Source organism: Salinibaculum sp. SYNS191 (assembly GCF_037338445.1).
In the GTDB taxonomy this organism is placed as follows: Archaea; Halobacteriota; Halobacteria; order Halobacteriales; family Haloarculaceae; genus Salinibaculum; species Salinibaculum marinum.
In genome coordinates, this window is record NZ_CP147838.1 from 3,780,792 (window position 1) to 3,798,275 (window position 17,484).

The window sequence follows — 17,484 nt, forward strand, 5'->3', positions numbered from 1 at the left end:
GGGCCGGGAACTGAGGCGGCGCTCAGACGCGACAGTACGACGGCGCGTCCGAGATGAGGCCGTCGACGCCCGAGTCGCGGAGCCGAGCGGCCGTGGCGGTATCGCGGACTGTCCAGGCGTTCACCCTCAGGTCAGCGTCGTGGCCCGCCGCGACGAGGGCGTCGTCACAGAACCCGTGGTGTGGGTGCACCGCCGCACAGGTTAGCGACTCGGCGGTTTCGATTGCCCCCGCCCGTTCGGCGCACAGCAGGGCCAGCGGACACTCGGAACGGTCGGCGACCTCGCGGAGCGCCTGCGGGTCGAACGACGAGACGAGAACGTCGTCACGGTCGCCCACGACCGACAGCAGGTCCCCGGCCAACCCGGTCTCCTTGAGTTCGACGTTGAGTCCGACGCTCGCTGGCACCGCGTCGACGACCGCCTGCAACGTCGGCATGCCGCGTCCGGTCCCGAGGACGTCCAGCGACGCGAGTTCGGACAGCGGGAGGTCCGCGACTGCGCCACTGCCGTCTGTCACGCGGTCGACCGTCGCGTCGTGCACGACGACGAGTTCGCCGCTGCGGCAGCGACGGACGTCGACTTCGATAGCGTCGGCACCGGCCTCGACGGCGCGGCGGACTGCCGGCACCGTGTTCTCGGGGTTGACGCCGGCGAAGCCGCGGTGGGCGATACAGCGCACGTGCCCGGCTACGCACGCGAGCGGAAGAACAGTACCGGTCCCGCAGGACAGAACTATTGTGCTCGGTGTCCCAGCCACTCCACATGCAGGCAGTCAGATACCACGACCACGGCGGGAGAGACGTGCTGCAGGTCGAAGAGGTCGACAGACCGACGCCGGACGACGACGAGGTACTGGTAGAGGTTGCCGCCGCGTCGGTCAACCCCGTCGACACGAAGTTCCGCGACGGCGAGACGTTCCAGCCGGGTGGGCTCCCCTGGATACCGGGGTCGGACGTGGCCGGCACCGTCGTCGAGACCGGCCCGGACGCCAGCGGGTACGAGGTGGGTGACAGGGTGTTCGCGACGGGGCTCGGGAACGACCTGCCGGGGACCTGCGCGGAGTACGTCGCGGTCCCGGCGGAACTGCTCGCGAGGATTCCGGAGGGAGTCGAGGCGGAGACGGCCGCGGCGACGGCGCTCGTCGGCGTGACCGCGTGGCAGACGCTCGTAGAGGCCTGCAACCTCCGGCCGGCCGAAACCTGTCTCGTCCACGGCGGCAGCGGCGGCGTAGGTCACGTCGCCGTCCAGCTCGCGGCCGCGACGGGTGCGACCGTCACGACGACGGCCTCGACGGGCTACCACGACCGCCTCCGGGAACTGGGAGCCGACAGCGTCTTCGACTACCGACGGGACGACCTCGCGGAAGCGGTCGGGAACGCCGGTGCCCCCGACGTGATTCTGGACCACCGCTTCGACGAGTACCTCCCCTTCGACGCGCGGGTCGCGGCCCAGGACGGACGCATCGCGGTCATCGGGAACCGGGACCTCCGGGCGACCCACGACAACGTCCCGCGGTGTCGCGGGAAGTCCCTCTCCTTTCACCACGTGAGCATGTTCAACACGCCGGACGTCGGGGCCGTGCTAGACAGCCTCGCGACGCTGATGGCCGACGGCGACCTCGCGGCCGTCGTCGCCCGGCGGTACTCGCTGGACAACGTCGACGAGGCCCACCGCGCAGTCGTCGAGGACAGCTACCTCGGCAAGCTCGTGGTCGTCCCCTGAGAGTCCCGTCCCACCTGTTTGTTGTATGCCACCACGTGACAAAGTAAAAGGGGGAGGGGGTCGAAGTCGCGGGCAGCATGAGAGCCACGGACCGCCCGGAGTTCGACACGAGCGACAGGCGGCGCATCTACGAGTACATCGAACGGAACGGAGCAGTACGACCGCCGGAGCTCTCCGACGCCGACATCGTCCGGGTCTCGCCGGACCGCTTCCGACAGCTCGTCGACATCCTGAAGCGGGACGGCTATCTGGAGGAACGGGACGGACTGCTCCGCGTCGCGCTCGACGGCGGAGCCACCGAGGAGTTCGCGAGGGAGACACTCCAGTTCGAGATTCGCCCGGCCAGACAGGAGGACTTCCCCGACGTCGTCGACGTCATCCAGGCGGTCACGGCCGAACGGACCTACATCGAGGCCGAGACGGTCGCGGAACAACTCGACCGCGAGGCGGCGCTCATCCGCCACAACGACCTCGAATCACGGATGTTCTTCGTGGCGACCGTCGAGGAGGAGGTCGTCGGCTGGTGTCACGTCGAGTCCCCGGAGGTGGCGAAACTCCGCCACACAGCCGAATTGACCCTCGGCATCGAGGCGGACCACCGCCGTCGGGGAATCGGCAGCCACCTGCTACACCGGGGACTCTCCTGGGCGGCCGCACACGGGTACGAGAAGGTCCACCAGTCGCTCCCGGCGACCAACGAGGCCGCCATCGAGTTCCTCCGGTCCTACGAGTGGACTGAAGAAGCGCGCCGCCGTGACCACTACAGGGTCGACGGGACGGACGTCGACGAGGTGATGATGGCCCGGCACCTCGGGCGCTGAGACGCTTCCGGGCGCGGACCGCCGGCGGCACGTTTTATTCCTGCGGCGCGCCAACGGGTGTGTATGTCAGTCTCGTTCGATTTCAGCGGTGACGTCGTGCTGGTGACCGGCGTGGGCGGCGCGCTGGGAAGCGCAGTCGCGGAGGCGTTCCTGGACGCGGGCGCGACGGTCTGCGGCGCGGACGTGGTGGAACAGGACAGCGAGGACTTCCTGCTCGCCGACCCCGACCGCATCGACTTCTACCAGGGCGATTTCACCGAGGAGGCCCAGGTCCAGGCCGCGGTGGAGAGCATCGTCGACGACCACGGCCGCCTCGACGCGCTGGCGAACATCGCGGGGACCTGGCGCGGCGGGACCCCGATACACGAGACAGATGCGGACACCTTCGACTTCCTCTTCGACGTGAACCTCAAGACGATGTTCCTCGCGACGAAGCACGCGGTCCCGCACCTCCAGGAGTCGGGCGGTGCCGTGGTCAGCGTCTCGGCGCGCTCCTCGCTGGAGGGCGGCGAGGGCGACGGCATCTACCGCGCGACCAAGGCCGGCGTCCGACTGCTCACCGAGACGGTCGCGGAGGAGAACGTCGGGAGCGTCCGCGCCAACGCCATCATGCCGAGCGTCATCGACACGCCGATGAACCGCGAGATGATGCCCGACGCCGACCACGACTCGTGGGTCGACCCCGCCGACATCGCGCAGGTCGTCATGTTCCTCTCCTCCGACGCCGCGGGCGTCACGAGCGGCGCGGCGGTCCCGGTCTACGGCGAAGCCTGACGCGGCGGAGTCGAGGGGCATATCACCCCCCATCGTAGACGTTCAGCCGCATGAGTGAACGAGCGACGTGGGCGACGAGGGTGGGCTTTCTCGTCGCGGCAATCGGGAGCGCAGTGGGGCTTGGCAACATCTGGCAGTTCCCGTTCAAGACGGCCTCGAACGGGGGCGCGGTGTTCCTCGTGGTCTACCTGGTGGCCGTCGTCGGAATCGGGTTGCCTGCCCTGCTGGCAGAGTTCGTGGTCGGGCGGAAGACGAAAGCCAATGCCGTCGACGCGTTCCGGAAACTCGGCCACCCGCGGTGGCGGGTCATCGGCGCGTTCGGCGCGTTCATCGGGTTCTGGATCGTCTCCTACTACAGCGTCGTCGGGGGCTGGGTCGGACGCTACTTCATCGGGAGCGTCACTGGCGGGTACTTCGACGCGCCGGGGCAGTACTTCGGGGCCATCGCCACCGGTCCGGAGGCGATTCTGTTCCACGGCCTCTTCATGACGGCGACGGTCACCGTCGTCGCCCTCGGCGTCAACAGCGGCATCGAGCGCGCGACGAAGGTGATGGTCCCCGGCATCGTCGTCATGATGCTCGGCCTGGCCGTCTGGGCGGCGACCCAGTCCGGTGCCGCGGCCGGCTACTCGTACTTTCTGAACCCGGACTTCAGCACGCTCCTCGCCAACGCCGGCGACGTCGTCCCCTTCGCCGTCGGGCAGGCTTTCTTCACCCTCTCGCTGGGGATGGCTATCATGATAACTTACTCGTCGTACGTCGGGGAAGACACCAGCCTGTTCGTCGACGGCGGGGTCATCGTCGTCATGAACACGCTCATCGGCGTCCTCGCGGGGCTCGTCGTGTTCCCGGTGCTGTTCGCTAACGGCATCGACCCGAACACGACGAAGGCGGAAGCAATCTTCGTCGCGATGGCCAACGCCTTCAGTCAGGTCCCGGGCGGACGACTGCTCGGGATGGTCTTCTTCGGCGTCGTCCTCATCGCGGCGCTGTCCTCCGCCATCAGTCTCATGGAGGTCGTCGTCTCCTACGCGACGGACCATTCGACCGTGTCCCGGCCCAGGCTGGCAGTCCTCACGGGGACCGTCCTCTTCGTGATGGGACTGCCGTCGGCGTGGGACACGGCCTGGCTCGGCTGGTTCGACACGCTCGCCTACAAGCTGTTCCTGCCGCTATCGGTGCTTCTGTTGCTGCTTTTCGTCGGCTGGGTGCTCGCGGACGAGGCCGTCGAACAACTCCTGCTGGGCAGCGACACCGGCTGGCTCGGCCCGGTCTGGCTCTGGACCGTCCGGACCGTCGTCGTCCTCGCCGTGGTCGCCACGCTGGCGCTCGGCCTGGAGACGCTGCTGCTCGGCGGCGACATCGTGCCGCCGGTGTGACCGACGGCGGGCCCACGCGACCGCGGTATCCACACCGACGGAGCCGGTTTCTAATCATCTTCCGTGACATTCGATTATCGTCGTAGCGCCGGGGCAACCGGTGGCCTGACCTAGACGCCTAGGTGTGTCCGACAGCGCTGCACAGGCGGACTAGCAACGGGATTTGTGGGGGTTCCCCGGACGAACGTCACGGGGGCGGACTCAGCAGGCGGCGGCGCACAGGTCCGACCCCGCCGTAGCGGTGGTCTAGCGCCGCGAATTCGACGGTTGACGAATCACCGTTTTCTGATTGCGGAATCCTTTTCCCGTGGGTGCTGTTTGTGACTCCCAATGACCGTCGGGAGGCAGTCCCAATGACGATGGAGGAGCGTATCGAGGAGTTGCGGGAACTCCGCGAGGAGGCCGAAAAGGGCGGCGGCGAGGAGCGCATCCAGGCCCAGCACGACAAGGGCAAGTTGACCGCCCGCGAGCGCATCGACTACTTCCTCGACGACGGCACCTTCACCGAGTTCGACCAGTTCCGCACCCACCGAACCCAGAAGTTCGACATGGAGGAGTACAAGGGCGACGGCGTGGTCACGGGCTACGGCGAGGTCAACGGCCGCACCGTCTTCGTCTTCGCCCACGACTTCACCGTCTTCGGCGGGTCGCTCGGCGAAGTGTTCGCGGAGAAGGTCACCAAGGTCATGGACAAGGCCATGGAGACCGGCGCGCCCGTCATCGGCCTCAACGACTCCGCTGGTGCCCGCATTCAGGAGGGCATCGACTCGCTCGCCGGCTACGCGGAAATCTTCCACCGCAACCAGCAGGCCAGCGGCGTCATCCCGCAGATTTCGGCCATCATGGGGCCCTGCGCCGGCGGCGCGGTCTACTCGCCCGCCATCACGGACTTCATCATGATGGTCCAGGACACGAGCCACATGTTCATCACTGGCCCGGACGTCATCGAGACGGTCACCGGTGAACAGGTCGGCTTCGACGAACTCGGCGGCGCGAACACCCACGCGTCGGAGTCCGGTGTGGCGCACTTCACCGCCGCCGACGAGGAGGAGGCGCTGGACGACATCCGCCACCTGCTCTCCTATCTCCCACAGAACAACGTCGAGGACCCGCCCCGCGTCGACCCCTGGGACGACCCACAGCGCCGCTCGGAGGCGATCGCCGACATCGTCCCCGACCAGCCACAGAAGCCCTACGACATGACCGACGTCATCGACGAGGTGGTCGACGAGGGCTCGTTCTTCGAGGTGGCGGAGGCCTTCGCGCGGAACCTCGCCATCGGCTTCGCCCGCCTGGACGGCCACGCCATCGGCGTCGTCGCCAACCAGCCCCGCGTCAACGCCGGCACGCTCGACATCGAGGCGTCCATCAAGGGCGCACGGTTCGTCCGCTTCTGTGACGCCTTCAACATCCCCATCCTGACGTTCGTGGACGTCCCCGGGTTCATGCCCGGCACCGACCAGGAGCACAACGGCATCATCAACCACGGCGCGAAGTTGCTGTACGCCTTCTCCGAGGCGACGGTTCCGCTGATGACCGTCATCACGCGGAAAGCCTACGGCGGGGCCTACGACGTCATGGCGTCGAAACACATCGGCGCGGACGTCAACTACGCCTGGCCCTCCGCCGAAATCGCCGTCATGGGGCCGCAGGGCGCGGTGAACGTCCTCTACAGCGACGAACTCGAAGCGGCAGAGGACGCCGACGAGCGCCGGCAGGAACTCATCGACGACTACCGCGAGCAGTTCGCCAATCCGTACACGGCCGCGGACCGCGGCTTCGTCGACGACGTGCTCGAACCGAAGGACACCCGCGCGCAACTGGTCTCCGACCTGGAGATGCTGCGCTCGAAACGCAAATCACAGCCCGACAAGAAACATGGCAACATCCCACTCTGAGGCCGCCGACATGCTCACGCTCGACACCGACGACGGGACGCTCGCCGTGCCGGAGACGGCCACCGTCGAGGAGGCGGCGGCCATCGCCGCAGCAATCGGGACGCACCTGCGCGACCAGCAGGCAGCGGCGGCGGCCCTCGCCGCGCAGTCGGGCGAAGCGGAGACCTGGGACGGCAAGCGGTGGGCCTACGCCGGTCGCCTGGAGGGGCTGACCGGCCGGGGGGAGCGCGTGCCAGCGAACGCACCGACGGACGAATGGGCGGCCAGCGGACGAACGGAGCGATTCTAACATGTCTGACAACGGATTCGACAAGGTACTCGTCGCGAATCGTGGAGAGATTGCCGTGCGCGTCATGCGCGCCTGCGAAGAACTCGGTATCGACACCGTCGCTGTCTACAGCGAGGCGGACAAACACGGCGGCCACGTCCGCTACGCCGACGAGGCCTACAACGTCGGCCCGGCGCGGGCCGCCGACTCGTATCTCGACCACGACGCCATCATCGACGCCGCACAGCGGTCCGGCGCCGACGCCATCCACCCGGGCTACGGCTTCCTCGCCGAGAACGCCACCTTCGCGGGGAAGGTCGAAGACGCCGACGGCGTCCAGTGGATCGGCCCCGCCAGCGACGCGATGGAACGGCTGGGCGAGAAGACCAAGGCCCGCCAGATAATGCAGAGCGCGGACGTGCCGATCGTCCCCGGGACGACCGACCCCGTGGAGGACCCCGAAGAAGTCGAGGCCTTCGGCGACGAATACGGCTATCCCGTCGCTATCAAGGCAGAGGGTGGCGGCGGCGGCCGCGGCATGAAGGTCGTCCACGCCGCGGACGAAGCGGCCGACCAGCTCCAGAGCGCCAAGCGCGAGGGCGAGGCATACTTCGACAACGACTCGGTGTATCTGGAGCGGTACCTGGAGAACCCGCGCCACATCGAGGTGCAGATCGTCGCGGACAGCCAGGGCAACGTCCGGCATCTGGGCGAGCGCGACTGTTCGCTGCAACGGCGCCACCAGAAGGTCATCGAGGAGGGACCGAGTCCGGCGCTGTCGGACGAACTCCGGGAGAAAATCGGCGAGGCCGCCCGCCGGGGCGTCCGCGAGGCCGACTACACCAACGCGGGGACCGTCGAGTTCCTCGTCGAGGAGGACGAGGACCGCGAGCCGGGTGAAGTGCTGGGGCCGGACACGAACTTCTACTTCCTGGAGGTCAACACGCGCATCCAGGTCGAACACTGCGTCACCGAGGAGATCACGGGCATCGACATCGTGAAGTGGCAGATTCGCGTCGCGGAGGGCGACGAACTGGCCTTCGCCCAGGACGACGTTGAGGTCCGCGGCCACGCCATGGAGTTCCGAATCAACGCCGAGAACGCCGCTGACGACTTCGCACCCGCCACCGGCGGCTCGCTGGAGACGTACGACCCGCCGGGCGGCATCGGCGTCCGGATGGACGACGCGCTGCGACAGGGTGACGACCTGGTGACCGACTACGACTCGATGATTGCCAAGCTCATCGTCAGCGGCGAAGACCGCGAGGAGGTCATCGAGCGCGGCAAGCGTGCGCTGGCCGAGTTCGACATCGAGGGCATCGTGACGGTCATCCCGTTCCACCGGCTGATGCTCGACGACGAGCGATTCGTCACCGGCCGCCACACCACGAAGTACCTCGACAACCACCTCGACCCCGAGCGCATCGACGAGGCCCAGGAGAAGTGGGGCACCGAGACGGCGGCGCCCGCCGACGACGAGGAGGTCACAGAGCGGGAGTTCACCGTCGAGGTCAACGGCAAGCGCTTCGAGGTCGAACTCGAAGAGCGCGGTGCGCCCGCCATCGACATCGACGCCGCGGCGGCCGGTGACAGTGGCGGCACTCAGCCCCGCCCCGAGCGAGCGGGGCCGGGCGACGACAGCAGCGGTGGCGCGGCAGCGGCAGACGGCGAGCAGGTGGCCGCCGAGATGCAGGGGACGATTCTCGACGTGAACGTGGCCGAGGGCGACGAGGTGGCCGCGGGCGACGTCCTGCTCGTGCTGGAGGCGATGAAGATGGAGAACGACGTCGTCGCGGAGTCGGGCGGCGTCGTCGAGAAAGTCGCCGTCGGCGAGGGCGACAGCGTCGACATGGGCGACCTGCTGGTCGTCCTCGACTGACTGGCCGGACGCGCCGAACTTTTATCCTGCAGACGCCACCTGACGCGTATGAACGAGACACGTCGGGCGGTGCTTTCGGCACTGGAGACCGACACAGTGTCCGGACCGGCCCTCGCCGAGCGACTCGACGTCTCGCGGGCCGCCGTCTGGAAGCACGTCGAGGCGCTGCGCGCGGACGGCTTCGCCATCGAGAGCGGCGACGAGGGGTACGAACTGACCGGCGTCCCCGAGTTCGGCGGCGCTGCGATCGAGGTCGGACTCGACGCGCCCTTCGCAGTCGAGTACCACGACGCCATCCCGAGCACGAACGACCGGGCACGCGAACTGGCGACGGCTGGGCGTGCGGACGTGGCGGTGGTGGCCGACGAGCAGACCGGTGGCCGGGGACGGCTGGACAGGGAGTGGTCCTCGCCCAGCGGCGGCGTCTGGCTCTCGCTGGTCCTCCGGCCGGACGTGCCGCCCGCGAGCGCACCGACGTTCACGCTCGCCGCCGCCGTCGCGACGACGCGCGCGGCGCGGGAGGCCGGCGTCGACGCACACATCAAGTGGCCAAACGACGTGCTCGTGGAGACGCCCGACGGCGAGCGAAAGCTCGCCGGCATCCTCACCGAGATGGAGGGCGAGGCCGACAGGGTCTCCTGGCTCGTCGTCGGCATCGGCGTCAACGCCAACGTCGCCCCCGACGACCTGCCAGCGGACGCGGCCGGGACGAGCATCCGTGAGGTGGCCGGGGACGTCGACCGTCGGGTGTTCACCCAGCGGTTGCTGGAGGAGTTCGACGCTCTCAGGAGCGACCTCGACGGCGTCCTCCCGGCGTGGCGCGAGCACGCGGCGACGCTCGGCCAGCGCGTCCGCGTCGAGACCGGCGAGAAAGCGGTCGTCGGGGAGGCCGTCGACGTGACCGGGCCGGGAACGCTGGTCGTCGAGACGGAGTCCGGACGGCAATCGGTGACTGCGGGCGACTGCGAGCACCTGCGGCCGGAGTGAGGGCTACATCTCGTCCAGGTCGGGCGGTTCGTCCCCGACGCGAATCGTCAGGACGGGGACCGGCGAGGAGCGGACGACGCGCTCGGCGACGCTGCCCAGCAGGAGGCGGGAGACGCCGTCGCGGCCGTGCGTCCCCATGACCACGACGTCGCAGGACGTGTCTTCCGCGTAGTGGACGATTTCCCGCGACGGCGACCCCTCGATGATGGTCGTCTCGACGTCGACGCCGTCGGCGCGCTGCTGGAGGTCCTCCATGGCCGCCTCGCCCTCCTCGCGGAGCGCCCGGTTGACGCCCTCCAGCGTGGTCTCCATGGGCACGTCCGCCAGCGAGACGGTATCCACCACGTACAGGCCGTGTACCGTCGCATCGTGGGTCTCGGCGAGTGATACCGCGTGGTCGACGACGCTCGACATGCCAGGGGAGCCGTCCGTCGGGAGGAGGATATCGTCGTACATATGCGAGAGTATCACACGGTCGCACTTAGAACCCGGCCCCTGGCGCGGTCCGGATACCGCCGCCGCCGCCAGCGCGGTCAGGCCTCGCCCCGAACGACGTCTTTCACGTCGGAGACGCCGGCGCGGCGAACGACGGCGCGCGCGACGTCCTGGGCCCCGGCGAGGTTGTCGGAGGCCCCGTCGAGAACGAGGAGTTCGGCGTCGCGGCCCGGTTCGACGAGTCCGCAGTTCAGTCCCGCGATGTCCGCCCCGTTGACGGTCGCCATCCGGAGGATTTCCGGGGTCGTCGCGTCGGTCAGTTTCGCGGTGAACTCCATCTCGCGGAACATCGAGGGACTGTTGAGGAAGACGTTGTCCGTCCCCAGTGCAACCGTCGTCCGGTCGAGCAGGTCCCTGACCGGCGGGAGTCCGACGTCGGTCACCAGGTTCGAGCGGGGACAGACCACGACGGGAATCTCGCTGTCGGCGACGCGCTCGAAGTGGAGTTCCTCGGCGTGGACCATGTGGACGAGGAAGTCCGGTTCGAGGTCGAGCGCGGAGTTGATGTCGCCGCTGTCGACTTCGCCGGCGTGGATACCGAAGAGCTTCCCCGCGCGCCCGGTCGCGTTACGTTCCCGCGTGAAGTCGCCGTCTTCGGCCCCGCTGGCACCGAAGCCGTCGCTCGCTTCCATCGCCTCGACCGTCTCCCGACCGAGGACGACCGGGTCGATCGGTGTCCCCTCCGCAGCGTCGTCGATAGCGCGGACGCCCTCGACGCCCCCCTCGCGGAACTCGATACAGGTGGCCGTGCCGGCCGTCGCCATGAATTCGAGCGAGCGCCGCATCGCGGCGACCAGGTCGTCGCGGTCGGCCTGGCGCAGGAGGCGGTGCTTGAGGCCGTCCGGTGGGGCGACCAGTTCTTCGAGCGAGAGGCCCTCGCCGGCCTCCTTCGCGATAGAGTCCCCGATGTGGGTATGGGCGTTGACGAACGCGGGCAGGATGACGTCCTCGCTGCGGACGTCGGCCTCCTCGATGTCGACGATTTCGCCGTCCTCGATGACGACGCGCCCGTCGACGGGTTCGAACTCGCGCCCGCGGAGTATCGTCCCTTCGAGCAGCATGCCCGTACCCAGCATCGCCCTCGCTTTGTAATCACCGTTCCCGGGGCGTGGCACCGGACGACGCGGACGAAAATTGCCTGTCAGTTCTCTGCGTCACGGACGACGAGCAGTCCGTCGGCGTAGACGGTGACGGTGTAGCCGGCGAACCGGAACGTCACCGACCCGTTCGTGCGTCGCTCGCCGGACCGTCTGGGCCTGAACAACTTGTCGAGCGCGTCGACGTCCACGACGTCGTGGAGCGGGGGAAGGTCCGTGACGTCGCGACCCGAGACCGTTTCGACGGCGGAGGTGACCACGGCAGCGATGGACAACTCGTCGTCCCAGTCGAACTCGACGGAGTGAGTCGCGTCGTGACCCCCGTCGTCTCTCCGTTCGCCGTCCGCCTCGTTGGTCATATCCGGGCCTATCGACCACTGCCTGTTATATATGTCTATCCGCGTGCCGTCGGCGACTCACTCGAAGTCTTCGAGGGTCGCGTTGATGCCGGGCCGGACGTCCCGGACGAGCGCTCCCTCAAGGTCCAGTCCGAGCGTGCGAATCGCCTGGTTCCCGACCCGCTCGCTGTGGTCGTCGGGCGCGTAGACGCCGAGTCGCCACTGGTCGCGCTGGGCGGCCCGCAGCGCGCTGACGAGCGTCGACTGCTGCCCCAGGCGGCGGGGTTCACCGTTGACGACCACGCGGGAGGTGGACTCCTTCATCTCCGGCCTGTCGGGGATCTCCAGGATGACCTCCTCGGGGTCGACGTTGGCCGAGTCGGCGATGTCGCGTTCGAAGGCCCGGACCGTCTCGTGGTCCGCGATGAGCAGGTCCTCGGGGACGGCCTCCATCTCCGCCCAGACGGCCCGCTTGTAGAGATTCCGGTCGTCGAGTCGGCGGGCGTACCCTGCGGTCGCCTCGCAATCGCGCAGCGTTGCGTGCAGCGCGTGGTCGTCCATCCGGCGCAACTCCTCGGCGGTCGTCGCTCCCGACGCGAGCAGTTTCTCGGCGGCCCGCCGGAGCATCGTCTTTGCGATGCGGGCCACGTGGTGGGAGTACACCGTCGGGTTCATCAGCCCACGGGCGAGCAGCAGACTTTCGGCGGACTGGACGTTCCCCTCGTCGAGCACGAGCGAGCCGTCCAGCAGGCGGAGTTCGTGGACGAGGCGCTCGTGGTCGATGGTGCCGTAGGGGACGCCCGTGTGGTGGGCGTCGCGGACGAGATAGTCCATCCGGTCGACGTCGAGTTCGCCGGAGACGAGTTGGCCGAGTTCGCCCTCGCCCGCGACGAGGTCCGCCACGCGGTCCGGGTTGATGCCGTGCTCGGAGAGGACGCGGGCGACCGGGCCGCTGTCGACGAGGTCGGCGATGTCGTCGTGGTACTTCCCGGTCCGGCGGTAGATGAGGTCCTCGATGTTGTGACTGTACGGGCCGTGTCCGATGTCGTGCAGGAGCGCCGCGGCGCGGACGCGCTCGGCCTGGCGGCCACGGATACCGAGATGGGAGAGGGCGCTGTCGGCGAGGCTGTAGACGCCGAGGCTGTGCTCGAAGCGCGTGTGGTTCGCGGAGGGGTAGACGAGGACGACCGTGCCGAGTTGCTTGATGCGGCGGAGACGCTGGACGGGCGGCGTTTCGAGGAGGTCCGCGGCCACACCGGTCACCTCGATGTGGTCGTGGACGCTGTCCTTGATAGTCGTCATTGGGAGGAGGTTGCGCCCGACGGGATAAAAGGGCTGGCCGGCTCAGGCCGTCAGCGCCAGCAGAGTGAGCAGTTCCTCCCGCGTCGCGTTGCCGGCCTCGACGACCGCCAGCGGGTCCCGCCCCATCGACTGCACCGTCTCGACGGCCACCTCGGGGGAGCACTGCCGGGCGTGGACGAGCCAGGCGGCAAGCACCTGCCCCGTCCGTCCGAGCCCCGTGAGACAGTGGACGACGACCGGCTCGCGGTCCGCGTCGGCCTCGTCGAGAAACGGGTGGATGTCCTCGCGCAGCACGTCGGGGTCCGCCAGACGGTGGTCGGGAATCGGGGCGTGCAAGACCTGGTCGGGGCCGAAAGCCTCGTTGTAGCGGGCGACGTTCGCGCCTCCGGCGTCGAGCTGGTCGCCCGGGAGCAGACAGCAGACACGCTCGATGCCGTGGTCGCGCATGAACGAGACCCACTGCGCGACGGCCGCCTCGTGGCTGGCGGCGGTGTGCCAGCCAGGACAACAGGCTCCGTACACGATGTCCTCGTCCGGCCCGGCGGGGGCAAACCGGTGAGCATCGTTCTCGACCGGTGCCAGATTCGTCATTGTGAGAACTGTCCCGGCCGCCCCCTTTGAGTGTATGCCCGCCATTCTCAGAAGTGAAACTGTCAGCGATGCAATCGTCGCTGCGGGGCTTCAGTCGGGCAGCACTGTTCCCGACACTTTATCACGTCCCTCGGCCCTGGTAGCGGTATGGTGACGTTCCTGTCCGGCGGGACCGGAACCCCGAAATTCCTCGCCGGCGCCGACGCGACGTTCGCGCCCGCGGAGACCACGGTGGTCGCCAACACCGGCGACGACGTGGAACTCGGCGGGCACCTCGTCTGTCCCGACCTCGATACCGTGCTCTTTCTCGACGGTGACGAACTCGACACGGACACGTGGTGGGGCATCGCAGACGACACGGCCGAGACACACGACGAACTGCTCGCGCTCGCCGACGCCGCAGGGCTGGCGGGCGGTCCGCGGTACCTCCCGGCAGAGGCCCAGACCGACGGTCGGGACATCGCCCGCTGGCGGCGCTTCTCCGGGGTCGCGGAGTTCATGCACATCGGCGACCGCGACCGCGCGGTCCACATCACGCGGACCGGCCTGCTCGACGAGGGCCACACGCTGACCGAGGCGACGACACACCTCGCGGACGCGTTCGTGCTCGACCGGACACTGCTCCCGATGAGTGACGACCCCGTGGCGACGCTCGTCCACACGCCGGACGGGCCGATGCACTTCCAGGAGTTCTGGGTGGCGCGAAACGGCGACCCCGAAATCGAGGACGTCGAGTTCCGCGGCGGCGCGGACGCGACGGCGACGGACGCGGTGCTGACAGCGCTGGCCGAACCCGTCGTCGTCGGCCCGTCGAATCCCGTCACGAGCATCGGCCCGATGCTCGCCGTCGAGGGCATCGAGGACGCGCTCGCGGAGACCACCGTCGTCGCCGTCTCGCCGTTCGTCGAGGACCAGGTGTTCTCCGGCCCCGCGGCGAAACTGATGGAGGCGGTCGGGTACGACCCGTCGACGGCGGGGGTCGCGGACGCCTACCCGTTCGCGGACGCGTTCGTCCTCGACACGGAGGACGGCACGGCGCTGGACCGGCCCGTGGTCAGGACTGACACGGCGATGGACGACGAGGCGGATGCGGCGCGAGTCACTCGCGCCGTCGCCGAGGCGCTGGAGGTGGCGCGGTGACAGACGTCCGCGTCGCGCTGGCGAGTCTCAGCGGCGAGGCGGACGCTGCCTGGGCCGAGCAGGCGGCGGCGTACGCCGACACCGCCTTCCTCGGGGGTATCGCCCTCGACGAGCGGACGCGGGAGGCGGCCCGCCGGATGGTCGAGCGCGACCGGACGGAGTTCCTGCCGGCAGACCCCGTTTCGTTCGTCGACGACCAACTTTCGGAACTCGCCGACGTTGCGCTCACGCCGGGATTCAACGTCAGGACGGCGACGCTGGACCCACTGCGAGAGGCCGCGTCGGTCTGTCGGGACCACGGTGCCATCCTCGAAATCAACGCCCACTGCCGCCAGGAGGAGATGTGCGCGGCCGGGGCCGGTGAGTCGCTGCTGCGGGACGCCGACCGCCTCGGCGAACAGGTCGAAGCCGCCGCGGAAACCGGTGCGACAGTCAGCGTGAAGGTCCGCACAGAGGTTCACGGCGTCGACCTGCCGGCGCTCGCGGCGGCCGCGTCCGACGCCGGTGCCGACTACGTCCACGTCGACGCGATGGACTCCGAGGACGTCATCGCCGACGTCGTCGCGGCGACGGACGCTCGCGTCATCGCCAACAACGGCGTCCGCGACCGGGCGACGGTCTCCGAGTACCTGGAGTACGGGGCCGACGCGGTCAGCGTCGGGCGAGCGAGCGACGACCCTGACGTCCTCGCCAGGGTCGCCGCGGCGACACGGGCGTGGTTCGAGCGACACCCGCGGGAGGTCGGACCGTGAGGACGACGACGGAGAACGCACAGCTCGCGCTCCTGCTGGAGGTGTCGGGGACGCCGAAGCCGGGCAACGTCGACCGCGTCCGGGAGTACCCCGACCTGCGCTTCGAGCACTTCCTGGCCGGTGCGGTCGGGGCGCGCGAGGGACTCGCCATGGCCGCCGACGGTGCGCCGGTCGGAGCGGCGTTCGTGCGTGCTGTCGAGGGGATGAGCGGGCAGTCCGGGGGCAATACGCAGTTCGGGGCTCTCCTGCTCGTGACGCCGCTCGTCTGTGCTGCTGCCGACGGCGCGCTGTCGCCGGAGAGCGCCGACGCAGTGGTCGACGCGACGACAGTCGAGGACGCGGCCGACTTCTTCCGGTCGTTCGAGCACGTCGAGGTCGCCGTGGACGACCCGCCGGCGTCGATGGAACCGCTGGACGTTCGACGGGGCGCGGAGGCGGTGCCGGCCGTCCGCGAGCGCGGTATCACGCTCGGGGAACTGATGGCCGACAGCGCCGACCGGGACGGCATCGCGGCCGAGTGGACCGACGGCTTCCCACGGACGTTCGCGGCGGCCGAACGGCTCCAGAGCCTCGACGGGCCGGTGACCGACCGCGCGGCGACAGTCTACCTCGACGAACTCGCGTCGACGGTGGACACCTTCGTCGTCACGCAACACGACCGGGAGACCGCAGAGGAGGTGCGCCAGCGGGCCGCTGTCGTGCGCGACGGGGACGAGGACGTCGAGGCCTTCGCGGAGGAACTCGTCGACCGCGAGGTCAACCCCGGGACGACGGCCGACGTCGTCGCCGGCGCGCTGTTCGTCGCGCTGGAGCGGGGAATGGAGGTCTGACCGTGAGCGACTGGCCGGTCCCAGTCGAGGGCGTGGTGGAATCCATCGTGACCACGGAGGGGCCCAACGGGCTGTGGAACGTCGCTGCGCTCGGCCTCCAGGGGGGCGACGGCGAGGACGACGTGACTGCCCGAACGTGGGGCCGCACGCGGACCTGGCGGAACTTCCGCGAGCGCGGCGGGGGCTACGTCCAGTTCTCGCGGGACCCCGTGGACTTCGTCGAGGCCGCACTCGCCGTCCGCGAGGAGGAATCTCCAGTCCTCGACAGCGCCGACGCGTGGGTCGAGGTGGCGGTCGAACGGCTGGACAGCGGGACAGCGGGCGGAACAGAGTGGGTCGACTGGCGGCTGGAGCCGCTGGACTCGACGGTCGTTCGCGAGACGGTGCCGGTGACGAGCCGCGGGCACTGCGCCGTCGTCGAGGCCACCGTCGCCGCCTCGCGGCTGGACGTCGACGCGTACGACACGGAGACGCTGCGCGAGCGACTCGCGTACTTCGCCGACGTCGTAAAGCGGTGTGGCGGACCTCGCGAGCGCGCGGCCTTCCAGCGGGTGCGGGACCTGTCGGACTGGGAGGAGTGAGGGCGTCGGGTGCGGGTGGCCCGCGGTGGGTATCGAATCCTTTTAGGGGGGCAGCGGGTTACGTGGGTGCAACGATGGCCATCAAACCCGCCTACGTCAAGAAGACCGCGACACTGCTGATGGAACGATACCCGGACGCCTTCTCCACGGACTTCGAGCACAACAAGGAGCTCGTCGAGGAGCTGACCAACATCGAGTCCAAGGGCGTCCGCAACCGCATCGCCGGGTACGTCACCCGCAAGCAGGCCCGTCCGGTCGAAGCCTAGTTCTGGCACTCGCCGTCCGCGTCGCGCGAACACGTATCGACGCCGAGCACCGCGTTTATCCCACAGAACTGCGTGGCGGCGTTGAAAAAGAGTCCAGCGGCTCCGACGAAGGCCAGCGCAGCCAGCGTAACGTCCGAGGGGAAGGCGGCTGTACCGACGACGACCAGCGCGACGCCGAGGAGGATGCGCGCCAGCCGGTCGTACCCGCCGACGTTCTTGCGCGCGTGGGGGAGGATGTCGAGTCCGGACATACCTCCCGTTGGGGCCACAGGGACAAACACGTTTTGCGGCGATGAGCGGACAGCGCCGGCGACGGGCCGGGTGCGTGGGACATTTCCAAACTGTTTTGACCCGGCCTCGCCCT

20 protein-coding genes are annotated in these 17,484 nt (G+C 69.0%); 13 read left to right on the top strand and 7 right to left on the bottom strand.

The genetic code is table 11. The features are described 5' to 3' along the window. Positions 1-22: 22 nt before the first annotated feature. Positions 23-679, bottom strand: a complete 657-nt coding sequence (locus WDJ57_RS19570; RefSeq protein WP_338902680.1) for a glycerophosphodiester phosphodiesterase — start codon at positions 677-679, stop codon at positions 23-25. Positions 680-762: 83 nt separating this feature from the next. Here WDJ57_RS19570 and WDJ57_RS19575 point away from each other — a divergent pair, with 83 nt between their 5' ends. The 8 genes from WDJ57_RS19575 to WDJ57_RS19610 all read left to right on the top strand — a co-directional run bounded on the left by WDJ57_RS19575 (position 763) and on the right by WDJ57_RS19610 (position 9,728). Further along, a complete protein-coding gene (locus WDJ57_RS19575; RefSeq protein ID WP_338902681.1) occupies positions 763-1,722 on the top strand; it encodes an NADPH:quinone reductase in 960 nt (319 codons plus the stop codon). A gap of 77 nt (positions 1,723-1,799) precedes the next feature. After that, the gene (locus tag WDJ57_RS19580; protein WP_338902683.1) at positions 1,800-2,543 is read left to right on the top strand and encodes a GNAT family N-acetyltransferase; all 744 of its coding nucleotides are present in this window, start codon (positions 1,800-1,802) and stop codon (positions 2,541-2,543) included. Between the two features lie 63 nt (positions 2,544-2,606). Continuing rightward, positions 2,607-3,317 (top strand): SDR family oxidoreductase, encoded by a 711-nt coding sequence (locus WDJ57_RS19585; protein WP_338902684.1) that lies wholly within the window; start codon positions 2,607-2,609, stop codon positions 3,315-3,317. 50 nt (positions 3,318-3,367) lie between these two features. Further along, complete coding sequence (locus WDJ57_RS19590) at positions 3,368-4,696, top strand: sodium-dependent transporter (protein WP_338902685.1); 1,329 nt, start codon at positions 3,368-3,370, stop codon at positions 4,694-4,696. A gap of 359 nt (positions 4,697-5,055) precedes the next feature. After that, a complete protein-coding gene (locus tag WDJ57_RS19595) occupies positions 5,056-6,594 on the top strand; it encodes an acyl-CoA carboxylase subunit beta (protein WP_380630235.1) in 1,539 nt (512 codons plus the stop codon). Positions 6,595-6,604: 10 nt separating this feature from the next. Further along, positions 6,605-6,883: an acc operon protein gene (locus WDJ57_RS19600; RefSeq protein ID WP_380630236.1), complete on the top strand. Its 279-nt coding sequence runs from the start codon at positions 6,605-6,607 to the stop codon at positions 6,881-6,883. Position 6,884: 1 nt separating this feature from the next. Continuing rightward, a complete protein-coding gene (locus WDJ57_RS19605; RefSeq protein ID WP_338902689.1) occupies positions 6,885-8,741 on the top strand; it encodes an acetyl-CoA carboxylase biotin carboxylase subunit in 1,857 nt (618 codons plus the stop codon). A gap of 48 nt (positions 8,742-8,789) precedes the next feature. Then, positions 8,790-9,728, top strand: a complete 939-nt coding sequence (locus WDJ57_RS19610; protein ID WP_338902691.1) for a biotin--[acetyl-CoA-carboxylase] ligase — start codon at positions 8,790-8,792, stop codon at positions 9,726-9,728. Positions 9,729-9,731: 3 nt separating this feature from the next. On the opposite strand, the gene WDJ57_RS19615 is transcribed toward WDJ57_RS19610, so the two are convergent. From WDJ57_RS19615 to WDJ57_RS19635, 5 genes are all read right to left on the bottom strand, one after another. Then, positions 9,732-10,184, bottom strand: coding sequence for a universal stress protein (locus tag WDJ57_RS19615; protein ID WP_338902692.1), 453 nt, complete (start codon positions 10,182-10,184; stop codon positions 9,732-9,734). A 77-nt stretch (positions 10,185-10,261) separates the two neighbouring features. Next, a complete protein-coding gene (locus WDJ57_RS19620) occupies positions 10,262-11,284 on the bottom strand; it encodes an amidohydrolase family protein (protein ID WP_338902693.1) in 1,023 nt (340 codons plus the stop codon). Positions 11,285-11,364: 80 nt separating this feature from the next. Then, entirely contained in the window at positions 11,365-11,679 is a 315-nt protein-coding gene (locus tag WDJ57_RS19625) for a HalOD1 output domain-containing protein (RefSeq protein WP_338902694.1), read from the bottom strand. A 57-nt stretch (positions 11,680-11,736) separates the two neighbouring features. Continuing rightward, positions 11,737-12,960 (bottom strand): HD domain-containing protein, encoded by a 1,224-nt coding sequence (locus tag WDJ57_RS19630; protein WP_338902695.1) that lies wholly within the window; start codon positions 12,958-12,960, stop codon positions 11,737-11,739. A 42-nt stretch (positions 12,961-13,002) separates the two neighbouring features. After that, positions 13,003-13,551 carry a protein-tyrosine phosphatase family protein gene (locus WDJ57_RS19635; RefSeq protein ID WP_338902696.1) on the bottom strand — a complete coding sequence of 183 codons (549 nt, stop codon included), beginning with the start codon at positions 13,549-13,551 and terminating at the stop codon, positions 13,003-13,005. A 147-nt stretch (positions 13,552-13,698) separates the two neighbouring features. Between WDJ57_RS19635 and cofD the strand changes: the two genes are divergently transcribed. The 5 genes from cofD (at position 13,699) to WDJ57_RS19660 (ending at position 17,120) form a co-directional block, all read left to right on the top strand. Then, positions 13,699-14,691 (top strand): 2-phospho-L-lactate transferase, encoded by a 993-nt coding sequence (gene cofD, locus WDJ57_RS19640; protein ID WP_338902698.1) that lies wholly within the window; start codon positions 13,699-13,701, stop codon positions 14,689-14,691. Continuing rightward, entirely contained in the window at positions 14,688-15,443 is a 756-nt protein-coding gene (locus tag WDJ57_RS19645) for a tRNA-dihydrouridine synthase (protein ID WP_338902699.1), read from the top strand. Before cofD ends, WDJ57_RS19645 begins: the two co-directional genes overlap by 4 nt. Beyond that, positions 15,440-16,273, top strand: coding sequence for a triphosphoribosyl-dephospho-CoA synthase (locus tag WDJ57_RS19650; protein ID WP_338902700.1), 834 nt, complete (start codon positions 15,440-15,442; stop codon positions 16,271-16,273). Before WDJ57_RS19645 ends, WDJ57_RS19650 begins: the two co-directional genes overlap by 4 nt. Further along, positions 16,270-16,854, top strand: coding sequence for a DUF447 domain-containing protein (locus WDJ57_RS19655; RefSeq protein WP_338906319.1), 585 nt, complete (start codon positions 16,270-16,272; stop codon positions 16,852-16,854). Before WDJ57_RS19650 ends, WDJ57_RS19655 begins: the two co-directional genes overlap by 4 nt. Positions 16,855-16,928: 74 nt before the next feature. Further along, positions 16,929-17,120, top strand: a complete 192-nt coding sequence (locus tag WDJ57_RS19660) for a 30S ribosomal protein S17e (protein WP_338902701.1) — start codon at positions 16,929-16,931, stop codon at positions 17,118-17,120. On the opposite strand, the gene WDJ57_RS19665 is transcribed toward WDJ57_RS19660, so the two are convergent. Continuing rightward, on the bottom strand, positions 17,117-17,371 hold the full coding sequence (locus WDJ57_RS19665; RefSeq protein WP_338902702.1) for a YgaP family membrane protein: 255 nt from the start codon (positions 17,369-17,371) through the stop codon (positions 17,117-17,119). The genes WDJ57_RS19660 and WDJ57_RS19665 overlap by 4 nt on opposite strands. Positions 17,372-17,484: the final 113 nt, after the last annotated feature.

Excerpts from the sequence above, each read along its gene's own strand:
- WDJ57_RS19575 (WP_338902681.1), top strand. The coding sequence starts at position 763 with ATGCAGGCAGTCAGATACCACGACCACGGCGGGAGAGACGTGCTGCAG.
- WDJ57_RS19580 (WP_338902683.1), top strand. The coding sequence starts at position 1,800 with ATGAGAGCCACGGACCGCCCGGAGTTCGACACGAGCGACAGGCGGCGC.
- WDJ57_RS19585 (WP_338902684.1), top strand. The coding sequence starts at position 2,607 with ATGTCAGTCTCGTTCGATTTCAGCGGTGACGTCGTGCTGGTGACCGGC.
- WDJ57_RS19590 (WP_338902685.1), top strand. The coding sequence starts at position 3,368 with ATGAGTGAACGAGCGACGTGGGCGACGAGGGTGGGCTTTCTCGTCGCG.
- WDJ57_RS19595 (WP_380630235.1), top strand. The coding sequence starts at position 5,056 with ATGGAGGAGCGTATCGAGGAGTTGCGGGAACTCCGCGAGGAGGCCGAA.
- WDJ57_RS19600 (WP_380630236.1), top strand. The coding sequence starts at position 6,605 with ATGCTCACGCTCGACACCGACGACGGGACGCTCGCCGTGCCGGAGACG.
- WDJ57_RS19605 (WP_338902689.1), top strand. The coding sequence starts at position 6,885 with ATGTCTGACAACGGATTCGACAAGGTACTCGTCGCGAATCGTGGAGAG.
- WDJ57_RS19610 (WP_338902691.1), top strand. The coding sequence starts at position 8,790 with ATGAACGAGACACGTCGGGCGGTGCTTTCGGCACTGGAGACCGACACA.
- WDJ57_RS19615 (WP_338902692.1), bottom strand. The coding sequence starts at position 10,184 with ATGTACGACGATATCCTCCTCCCGACGGACGGCTCCCCTGGCATGTCG.
- WDJ57_RS19620 (WP_338902693.1), bottom strand. The coding sequence starts at position 11,284 with ATGCTGCTCGAAGGGACGATACTCCGCGGGCGCGAGTTCGAACCCGTC.
- WDJ57_RS19625 (WP_338902694.1), bottom strand. The coding sequence starts at position 11,679 with ATGACCAACGAGGCGGACGGCGAACGGAGAGACGACGGGGGTCACGAC.
- WDJ57_RS19630 (WP_338902695.1), bottom strand. The coding sequence starts at position 12,960 with ATGACGACTATCAAGGACAGCGTCCACGACCACATCGAGGTGACCGGT.
- WDJ57_RS19635 (WP_338902696.1), bottom strand. The coding sequence starts at position 13,551 with ATGACGAATCTGGCACCGGTCGAGAACGATGCTCACCGGTTTGCCCCC.
- cofD (WP_338902698.1), top strand. The coding sequence starts at position 13,699 with ATGGTGACGTTCCTGTCCGGCGGGACCGGAACCCCGAAATTCCTCGCC.
- WDJ57_RS19660 (WP_338902701.1), top strand. The coding sequence starts at position 16,929 with ATGGCCATCAAACCCGCCTACGTCAAGAAGACCGCGACACTGCTGATG.
- WDJ57_RS19665 (WP_338902702.1), bottom strand. The coding sequence starts at position 17,371 with ATGTCCGGACTCGACATCCTCCCCCACGCGCGCAAGAACGTCGGCGGG.